Here is a 9,188-nt window from a genome sequence, read left to right as displayed (position 1 = left end):
AGAAGCTCCCCCAAGATCAATGGGATCACGCCCGACCGACCCCACACCAGCCTGAAGAACCGGACCTGTGGATAACCCACCACCGACAGCACCCCCGCCTCGACACCCCACTCCGACGCCCCGGTCAAGGCGTCGAAATGGGCCTGGGGTTGGGACAAGATCTACTGGTTGATCGTCGCTGGGGTCAGGCGCGGACGGCGGTTACCGCCTCGTCCCAGAGGTCTTCCAGGGGCACGTCGCCATCACGGTGTACCCAGGTTTCGGTGGCGACGTCCAGGCAGGTCAAAGCGGTCGCGATGATCGCGGTGGCGCGGTGGTCGGCGCTCGGTCCGTCGAGGTTCGTCGTGGTGCGCAGCCGTCGGGAGAGCTCGGGGACGAGCATCTCCTGCCAGGCGAGGTGTTTCTCCAGATGGCGTGTGCGCAGGGACGGTGCTTCGAACAACATCCGGCCGATGCGCAGTTCGGTCTCGGATCCGGCTCCGGGCTCCTCGCGCAGCGCGAGCAGGGCGGCGCGCACCGCGGCCCAGGGTGCTTCTTCGGGCGGGCGTGCGATGAGGGCGGACCGGACACGATGCCCCCGGTCGATCAGGCCGCCCAGAACCACGTCCTCCTTGGTGGCGAAGTAGCGGAAGAACGAACGCCGGGAGATCCCGGCGGCTTCGGCGATCTGATCGATGGTGGTCTCCTCGAAGCCCTGTTCGAGGAAGAGCTCCATGCCGGCTTCGGCGATCTCTCGGTGTACCGCACGGCGGGTGCGCTCTCGTAGGCCGGGTTTGGCCACTCCACTGCTCACGCATTCACCTTACCGGAAAGTCACTTGATGTTGAGTATGGCACTAAGTGTCATTTTAGGCGTATGGTGTCGTCATGGTTATCGACCACACTTCCCAGACCACGCTCATCACCGGCGCAAGCTCCGGGATCGGTGCCGCCCTGGCGCGCAGGCTCGCCGAACGCGGCAGCGACCTGGTCCTCGTCGCCCGCCGGGCCGAACGACTGGACGCCCTGGCCGCCGAACTGCGTGAGGCGCACGGCGTCCGGGTCGAGACCGTGCCCGCCGATCTCGGGCTCCCGGGGGCCGGAAGAGCGCTGGCGGCCGAGGTGGACCGCCGTCGCCTCGGTGTGACCAGCCTGGTCAACAACGCGGGCGTCGGCTCGGACGGGGCTTTCGCCGATCAGGACCCCGAACGGATGGAGGCCCTGCTGGCCCTCAACGTCACAGCCCTCGTCGATGTCACCGGGGCGTTCGTCGACCGCCTGAGCGCGGCCCCCGGCGGTTACCTGGTCAACGTCGCGAGCGCGGCCGCCTACCAACCGATCCCGGGTATGGCCGTCTACTCTGCGAGTAAGGCGTTCGTACTGAACCTCACCGAGGCGCTGTGGTGGGAGACACGGGGGAGCGGCCTGCGAACTCTGGCGTTCTCCCCGGGGCTGACCGGGTCGGAGTTCTTCGACGGGATCGGCGCCGACGGCTACGGCAACGGCTTCCAGACCCCCGACGAGGTCGCGAGGGTGCTGGTGCGCGTCCTCGATCGGCGCAGGTCGGGGCCGAGTTCGGTGTCGCGGGCGAGTATCGCCCTCACCGCGGGACCGACCCGCTTCCTCGGGCGCCGGGGCCACCGTCCTGGCGGCTGCGCGGGGCGCGGATTCGGCCGCCCTGATGCGCAAGCGGCGTCCCGTCGGGGCCTGAACGGGTCGGACTCACCGACGTCACATCGGGTGGAGTCGGGCCGCGGCTCCGTTTCGTACGCATTCGGTGATCCGGTCGAGCAGGGGAGAGCGCAGGTTCCAGCGCTGCCAGAACAGGCGTACCTCCACCGGGTGTTCCGGGGCCAGGGCCAGGAGTCGCCCGCTCTCCAGATGTTGCGCGCACTGCCGTTCGGGGACCGCGCCCCAGCCCAGGCCCAGCAGCACCGTGCGGGCGAAGTCCTCAGAGGCCGGGATGTGGTGGCGCGGTCCGGTCGAACCCTCGCCGGTCAGGTTCCGCAGGAAACGGTCCTGTAGTTCGTCCTTGCGGTCGAAGTTCACCACCGGCGCCTCGCCGAGCCCTTCGACCCCGCGCAGTCCGTGGCGTGCGGCGAACTCCGGGCTGCACACCGCCTGGTAGCGCAGCACCCCCAGACCCTCGACCGAACACCCCTGCACCGCCTCGGGGGTGGAGGTCACCGCGGCCATCACCGAGCCCGACCGCAACAGGCTCGTGGTGTGCTCCTCGTCCTCACGGTGGATTTCGAACACCGCGCCGAGTTCGACCGGAAGTTCGGCGAGGGCTTCGAGGAACCAGGTGGACAGGCTGTCGGCGTTCACCGCGAGCGGCACGTGGTCGCGACGTTCCTCCCCGCCCTGGCGCAGTTCGGACAGCACCTCCTGGTCCAGCAGCAACACCTGGCGCGCGTAGCGCAGCACCGCGTTGCCTGCCTCGGTCGGAGCGACCGGGTTGGACCGTCGCACCAGCACCTTGCCGGCGTTCTGCTCCATCGCCCGGATCCGTTGTGACACCGCCGACGAGGTCACGTGCAGCCGTTCGGCGGCGGCCTCGAAGGTGCCCTCGTCGATCAGCGCGGTCAGTGTGCTCAGATGGTCGAACTGGAACGGCATCCGCGGCCCCTCCTAAGCGTCTCTTAAGGGTTCTAAGAAACTTTAGCTTTACTGCAGGCCCGTGGTCGGGGAGGCTTCTGGATGTGAACGAAACACTCCTTCCGGCCCTCCTCGGTCTGGGCACCGGGCTCGCCCTCATCGTCGCGATCGGCGCGCAGAACGCCTATCTCCTGCGCCTGGGGATCGAGGGGGACCACCGCACGGTTTTGGCGGTCGTCCTGGTCTGTGCCTTCTCCGACGCGATCCTCATCGCCGCCGGTGTGGTCGGCGTCGGCGGCCTGGTCCAGGCCATGCCCGCCGCGCTCGTGGTGATCCGGGTCCTCGGCGCGGGCTTCCTCATCGTGTACGGGCTGCTCGCCGCGTACAGGGCGCTGAAACCGGGACCGGCCCAGGCGCTGGTCCCGGCCACGGAGGAGCCCGAACCCGCACGGGAGGGCGGCGCGGTGACCACGTTGCGAACCGCCACCCGCACGCGCCCCTCGCCGAGCGCCGCCGTTCTCACCGCCCTGGCCCTGACCTGGCTCAACCCCCACGTGTACCTGGACACAGTGGTCTTCCTGGGGTCACTGGCCAACCAGCAGGTCGGCGACGCCCGCTGGTGGTGGTCGGTCGGGGCGCTGACCGGCAGCTTCGTGTGGTTCTTCGCCCTGGGGTTCGGGGCCCGGCTGCTGCGTCCCTTCTTCGCACGTCCCGGGGCCTGGCGGACACTGGACGGGATCATCGCCGTCGTCATGCTCGCCCTGGGCATCCGCCTGGCCCTCGGAGCCTGAAGGTTCGTCGACTCAGTGTCCGAAGGCCTCCATCAACCACCAAGAACCCCCGTCGGAGGCCACTTTGGCGTCCACGACCAGTGGCGCCGTGCGGTCACCCTCCAGCCACTCGGTCACCGCGGCCAGGTCCTCCACACGGCGCACCGTCACCCCTCTCGCTCCGTATCCGCGGGCCAGGGCGGCGAAGTCGGTGTCGGGGAAGATCACGGTGCCAAGGTCCGGGGCGTCCTCCGAGCCCGGTACCCGCGGCGCGAAGTGGTGCACCTCCGCGCCGTAGGCGGCGTCGTTGTACACGACCACCACCAGCGCAATCCGCAGTCGTACCGCGGTCTCCAGCTCGGAGATCGCCATGAGGAACCCACCGTCGCCGGTGCCCAACACGGGCAGGCGTTCCGGCCTGGCGTAGGAGGCCCCGATCGCGGTGCCCAGGCCCAGCCCGACCGACTGGAAGGCCTGGGTGAAGCAGAATCCGTACTCGTCCGGCACCGAAAGGTACGCGGACGGGTACCCCATGAAGTTGCCCGAGTCGACGGACACCACCCGCTCGCGGGGCAGGATCCGGTCGAGTTCGATGGTGAGGGAACGCGGGTCCACACGCTCCTCGGTGGAGGAGGCCCGGCCGGCCAGGTCCTCGAACGGCACGTCGTTCCAGCGCGCCCGGGCGGCGATCCGCGCGCCCACTTCCGGGGTGCGCAGCTTGGTCGCCGGTTCCGAACGGATGGCGCGCAGCACGGCGAGGGCGTCCCGGGCGGTGGCCGCGGCGTCGCCCAGCACCCCCAGGTCCAGGGGCCGGTGCGCGCCCAACGCGGCGGACTCCACGTCCACCTGCACCACCCGCGTGCCCGGCGCGATGAGCCTGCCGTGTCGCGTCGTCCACATGTTCAGCGCGCACCCCCAACCGACCACGAGATCGGCGTCGGTGATGAGCTCGGCGGCCAAGGGCGAGGCGAACCCGCCGGAGATGCCCAGAGCGAACTCCTCACCTTCGAACAACCCCGCGGCCACCGCCGACGTCGCCAACAGGGCACCCGCGTGCGCGGCGAGCGCGGCGATCTGCGGGCCCGCGCCTCGGGCGCCGCGGCCGGCCACGAACACCGGACGTTCGGCGGTGCGCAGCAGTTCCACCAGGGAGGCCACCGACTCAGCCGCCGGACGGACCGGAGCGGGCGAGGGAGGTGGGGCCACCGTCGCCGGAGCGTCCCGCGGGGCGGGCGCCGCCTGCACGTCCAACGGCAGGTTGAGCACCACCGCGCGACGCTCGTGCACCGCGGTGCGGAACGCGCGCACGGTGTCGGTGACCGCCGACGCGGACGAGTGCACCCGCTCGGGCACCGCTCCCACCGCCCGGGCCAGGGCGTCCTGGTCCACCGCGAAGTTGGACAGTACCGAGGCCGGGGCGGTGTCCGCGGCCAGGACCAGCAACGGGGTGCGACTCTTGGCGGCCTCACCGATCCCGGTCAGGGCGTTGGTGAGCCCGCACCCCTGGTGGACGGTGAGCACCCCCAGCCGGTCCGACATCCGCGCGTAGGCGTCCGCCATCACCGCCGCTCCGCCCTCGTGCCGGGCCGCGGTGAACGGCACACCGTGGCGGCGCAGCGCGTTCGTGACGTCGAAGTTACCGCTGCCCACCACTCCGAACACGTGTCCGGCACCCAGCCGGGCGAGGGTGTTTCCCACCAGATCGGCGACGTTCACGGGCGTCCTCACCGGCCCCTGCGGTCCACGAAGGCGATCACCCGGGCGGGGCTGCCGGTGCCGTGGACGATGGGAAGTGGGCTGACCACCACCACCGCGCCGGTGGGCGGCAGGTGGGCCAGGTTGCGCAGGGACGTCACCCCGTACCGGTCGTTGCCGAGCAGGTGGTGGTGGACCGGGAACGGCGGGTCCAGTCGCATGGCGTTACCCGCGTCGATGCCCACGGTCTCCACGCCGATCCCGGAGACCGGGCTGTCCTCGGCCAGCCAACGCGCGCAGTCGGCGGAGATCCCGGGTGTGCGGGAACCGTCCTCGTCGGTGTTGAGGAAGAGTTCCCGGTCGTGTCCGTACTGGTCCCAGCCGGTGCGCAACAACAACCAGGAACCGTTGGACAGGGTTCCGTGCTCGGTCTCCCAAGCGCGGATGTGGTCGACCTCCAGCAGGAATTCGGGGTCCTTGGCGACCTCCGCGCTCACGTCGAGGACCGCGGCCGGGCCGACCAGGCGGCTCATCGGGATCTGGGAGACGTCGAGACCGTCCTTGCCGGTCACCCAGTGGACGGGCGCGTCCAGATGGGTGCCGATGTGCTCACCGGTGTGGATGTTGTGATGGCGCCAGTACGGGCCGGGTTCGTCGTAGGCGCTGACCTGCTCCAACCGGAAGTCGATCGGGTCGGTGAAGGGTTCGGGGAGCCGCAGCGCGGGCGTGTCGGAGCTCAGGCGGGTGGTGAGGTCGAGGATCTCGACGTCACCACCCGCGAGGCCGCCGATGAGCTGGTCGAGGACCGGTGAGGTGGTCACGGATTCCTCCGGATACGCGGTTTTTCGGCCGGGATGGCGAGAAGACTACTCGCCCGTGCTCTGGGCGCGATAGGCGCGTGCCTGGATTCCGTACAGCTCGGCGTAGCGCCCGCCGAGTCCCATGAGGTCCTCGTGGGTGCCCTGCTCGATCACCCGCGCCCCGTCCAGGACGACGATGAGGTCGGCCATGCGCACGGTCGAGAAACGGTGGGAGACCAGGAGCGTGATGTGGTCCCGGTCGCCGAGGGCACGGGCGCGTTGCGCGTACTGCTCGAACAACAGGTGCTCGGTCTCGGCGTCCGGCGCGGACGCGGGTTCGTCCAAAAGCAGTGGCAGGGGATGATCGCGCATGTGGCCGCGGGCGAGCGCGACCTTTTGCCACTGGCCCTCCGGCAGCTCCACCCCCTGGGCCCACGTGTTGTCCAGTTGCGTGTCCAGGCCCTGGGGGAGCCGTTCGACGAGGGCGCCCGACAGTCGTTCGCGCCATGTGTCGGCCGCCATGCCGGCCAGGTCGTGCCCGTCGACGAGGATCCTCCCGGAGTCGGGTTCGTACATCTTGGTCAGCAGCTTGACCAGCGTGGACTTGCCCGCCCCGTTGACGCCGACCACGGCCAGCGAGCTTCCGGCCGCGACGGTGAGGTCGAGTCCGTCCAGGACCGTTGTGGACATCCCGGGGTATGAGAACCCCACGTCGCGGAACCTGATCTCGGCCGCGGGCATCCCCTCGGCCGGGCCCTGTCCGGAGACCACGCTGCGGGCCGTGGCCGTGGTGAGCCATCGATGCGAGCGCCACAGGGTGGCGAAGAAGAGCAGGTTCTTGGCGGGGGCGGACACCCTGGGACACCGACCTTTCCGGCACGGGGGCGGTAGCGGAGAGAACGGTGGAGGCCGAGTCACGGCGAAGTGAACCTGAGACGGTCACGGCCGGAGCGTCAAGGGGTCTTCCCGTGCCAAGGGTGAGGGGGTGTTCCCGGGACGCCTGGTTCCGGGAACACCCCCTCGCGCGCCGGTCGGACTACTTTCCGAACCCGGCGGCCAGCCCGCCGAGCAACTGTCTGCGTCCGAACAGGTACAGGGCGAGGATGGGCAGCGAGGACAGCAGCACCGCCGCCATCAGCCCGGGGACGTCGGTTCCGTACTGGGTCTGGAACGCCCACAACCCCAGTGGCAGGACCCGCGTGGACTCGGACTGGGTCAGCACCAGCGGGAAGATGAAGTTGTTCCAGGCGTTGAGACCGACGAAGATCGCCACCGTCATCACTCCCGGTCGCGACAGCGGCAGCACCAGACGCAGGAAGACCTGCCGGTTGGTCGCGCCGTCCAACGCCATCGCCTCGTACAACGACCCGGGCACGTCGCGCAGCGAACTGGTGAGCACCAGGATGGAGATCGGCAGGCTGAAGGCCGCGGTGGGCAGGATGACCGCGATGAGGGTGTCGTACAGGTTCATCCTCGTGATGAGCAGGTATACCGGGATGATCACCGCCTGGGCGGGTACCGCCAGCCCCAGCAGGAACAGCGAGAAGGTCGTGGCAACGACGCGGCTGCGACTGCGCACGATGCCGAACGCCGCCGGGACCGCCACGAGCAGCACCAGGCCGACCGCGCCGAGCGCCACGACGAGGCTGTTGCCCAAGAACCTCAGGAACCCCACTTCGAACACGTTGACGTAGTTGTCGAAGGTGAGGCTGTCGGGGATGGCCAGCGGCCCCTCCGACATGTAGTCGCCGGAGCCGCGCAGGCTGGTGGCGACGAGGAAGTACAGCGGGATGGCGACGATGACGAGCCAGAAGGCGGCACCGAGCCCGGACCAGTAGGAGGGGCGTCCACCGGATCGACGGCGCGGCCGGAGCACCGGCCTGTCCTTCACGTTCGGGGCCATGTCAGATGCCCTCCCTCTGGCTGGTCATACGGGAGTATCCGGTCACGCGCACGACCAGCAGCGACAGTCCGGTTCCCAGGACGACCAGCACGACCGCGATCGCGCTCGCGTAGCCCATCTTGAAGGAGACGAAGCCCTGGGAGTACATGTACAGGGGCAGGATCCGGGTGGCGTTGCCCGGACCGCCGTTGGTCAGCAGCAGGACCGTCTCGAAGTAGGTCATCGACCCCACGATCATCAGCACCGACGAGGCGACGATGGTGTGGCGCAGCTGCGGGACGGTGATCCTCAGGAACCGCTGGAACGGGGAGGCCCCGTCCAGTTCCGCCGCTTCGTAGAGGGACTTGGGCACCTGACGGGCCGCCGCTTGGTACAGCAGCATGTGGAACGGCAGGAACTGCCACAGCACGATGAACGCGATCGCGTACAGCGCCAGGGTCGAGTCGCCCAGGATGTTGCCGTTGAACCCGAACAGCGGCCCGATCTGGCCGGGCAACCCGTAGTGGGGTTCGAGGATGGCCTTCCAGAGCAGGGCGATGGCCGCGGTGGACAGCAGCAGGGGCAGGAAGAAGATCGAGCTCACCACGGCCCGGGACCTTTGGGTGCCGGCCGCCCACGAGCCGAAGGCCAACGCCATCGGGGTCTGGGTGGCCCAGCACAGCACGGTCAGGAACAGCGTGATGCCCAGGCTGGATCGCACCTGTTCGTCTTCGCCCAGGCGGACCCAGTTGTCCAGACCCACCCACTCGGGGGTGCCGAGACCGCTCCAGTCGGTCAGGCTCAGGTACATGACGATCAACACCGGGCCCAGACCGAACAGGCCGAAGAACAGCAGGGCCGGAGCGACCCAGACGAACCCGGGCCGCTCCGTGGCGGAGGTGGACCTCACAGGAAGGACTCCATGTCCTCGGCGAAGTCTTCCGGAGTGGTCTCGCCCAGGAAGAGCAACTGCAGGTTGGTCAGAAGGGCCTCGGCGGCGGCCGGCGGGATGGCCTGGTCCCAGGACTGGGTGAAGCCGGGGGCGTCGGAGACCATGCCGTGGGTGAAGACCGCGAAGTCCGCGTACTCGCTGTCGGCGAGCTGGTCCTCGATGCCCTCGACAGCGGGCACCTGGCCGGCGTCGATCAGGCCGGTCACGTACTCGTCGGAGGTGACGGTCTCCACCAGGAAGTCGACGGCCGCGTCGGGGTTGAGGCTGTCGTTGTTGATGGAAAAGTAGTTGCTGGGGTTGCCGACGACGGCGCCCTCCTCGCCCTCACCGCCCTCCACCGTGGGGAAGGGAACGTAGCCGAGGTCGCCGGAGGCGAAGTCGGGGTGGTTCTCCTGCTGCTGGGACAGGTCCCAGCTGCCCATCAGGAACATCGCGGCGTCACCGTTGGCGAGCATCGCCGAGGCACCGCCGCCGTCGTAGTCGATGGAGGCGAAGTTGGGGCCGAACGCGCCC

At 69.4% G+C, this 9,188-nt stretch carries 9 protein-coding genes and 1 pseudogene; 2 read left to right on the top strand and 8 right to left on the bottom strand.

Annotated elements, in window-relative coordinates:
- Positions 1-184: 184 nt before the first annotated feature.
- Positions 185-793 carry a helix-turn-helix domain-containing protein gene (locus tag K8V84_RS09590; protein WP_304073211.1) on the bottom strand — a complete coding sequence of 203 codons (609 nt, stop codon included), beginning with the start codon at positions 791-793 and terminating at the stop codon, positions 185-187.
- A 73-nt stretch (positions 794-866) separates the two neighbouring features.
- On the opposite strand from K8V84_RS09590, the pseudogene K8V84_RS25850 reads away from it, so the two are divergent.
- A pseudogene (locus K8V84_RS25850) lies at positions 867-1,403 on the top strand (SDR family NAD(P)-dependent oxidoreductase); the annotation flags it as partial.
- Positions 1,404-1,709: 306 nt separating this feature from the next.
- Here K8V84_RS25850 and K8V84_RS09580 read toward each other — a convergent pair.
- The gene (locus tag K8V84_RS09580; protein ID WP_304073206.1) at positions 1,710-2,597 is read right to left on the bottom strand and encodes a LysR family transcriptional regulator ArgP; all 888 of its coding nucleotides are present in this window, start codon (positions 2,595-2,597) and stop codon (positions 1,710-1,712) included.
- A gap of 83 nt (positions 2,598-2,680) precedes the next feature.
- Between K8V84_RS09580 and K8V84_RS09575 the strand changes: the two genes are divergently transcribed.
- A complete protein-coding gene (locus K8V84_RS09575) occupies positions 2,681-3,367 on the top strand; it encodes a LysE/ArgO family amino acid transporter (protein WP_304073203.1) in 687 nt (228 codons plus the stop codon).
- A gap of 12 nt (positions 3,368-3,379) precedes the next feature.
- Here the strand turns inward: K8V84_RS09575 and K8V84_RS09570 are convergent, their stop codons facing one another.
- The 6 genes from K8V84_RS09570 to K8V84_RS09545 all read right to left on the bottom strand — a co-directional run.
- Entirely contained in the window at positions 3,380-5,062 is a 1,683-nt protein-coding gene (locus K8V84_RS09570) for a thiamine pyrophosphate-binding protein (RefSeq protein ID WP_304073200.1), read from the bottom strand.
- 8 nt (positions 5,063-5,070) lie between these two features.
- Positions 5,071-5,862: a cyclase family protein gene (locus K8V84_RS09565; RefSeq protein WP_304073199.1), complete on the bottom strand. Its 792-nt coding sequence runs from the start codon at positions 5,860-5,862 to the stop codon at positions 5,071-5,073.
- A 45-nt stretch (positions 5,863-5,907) separates the two neighbouring features.
- The gene (locus K8V84_RS09560; protein ID WP_304073196.1) at positions 5,908-6,696 is read right to left on the bottom strand and encodes an ABC transporter ATP-binding protein; all 789 of its coding nucleotides are present in this window, start codon (positions 6,694-6,696) and stop codon (positions 5,908-5,910) included.
- Between the two features lie 181 nt (positions 6,697-6,877).
- Positions 6,878-7,744 (bottom strand): carbohydrate ABC transporter permease, encoded by an 867-nt coding sequence (locus K8V84_RS09555; RefSeq protein ID WP_304073194.1) that lies wholly within the window; start codon positions 7,742-7,744, stop codon positions 6,878-6,880.
- 1 nt (position 7,745) lies between these two features.
- Complete coding sequence (locus K8V84_RS09550; RefSeq protein ID WP_304073191.1) at positions 7,746-8,633, bottom strand: sugar ABC transporter permease; 888 nt, start codon at positions 8,631-8,633, stop codon at positions 7,746-7,748.
- Positions 8,630-9,188 (bottom strand): extracellular solute-binding protein (locus tag K8V84_RS09545; protein WP_304073188.1); only part of this gene is annotated, 559 nt, incomplete at its 5' end. The genes K8V84_RS09550 and K8V84_RS09545, both read right to left, overlap by 4 nt.

It is taken from the genome of Nocardiopsis listeri (genome assembly GCF_020741345.1).
Classification (GTDB): domain Bacteria; phylum Actinomycetota; class Actinomycetes; order Streptosporangiales; family Streptosporangiaceae; genus Nocardiopsis; species Nocardiopsis listeri_A.
This window is presented reverse-complemented; position numbering and strand designations above follow the sequence as displayed.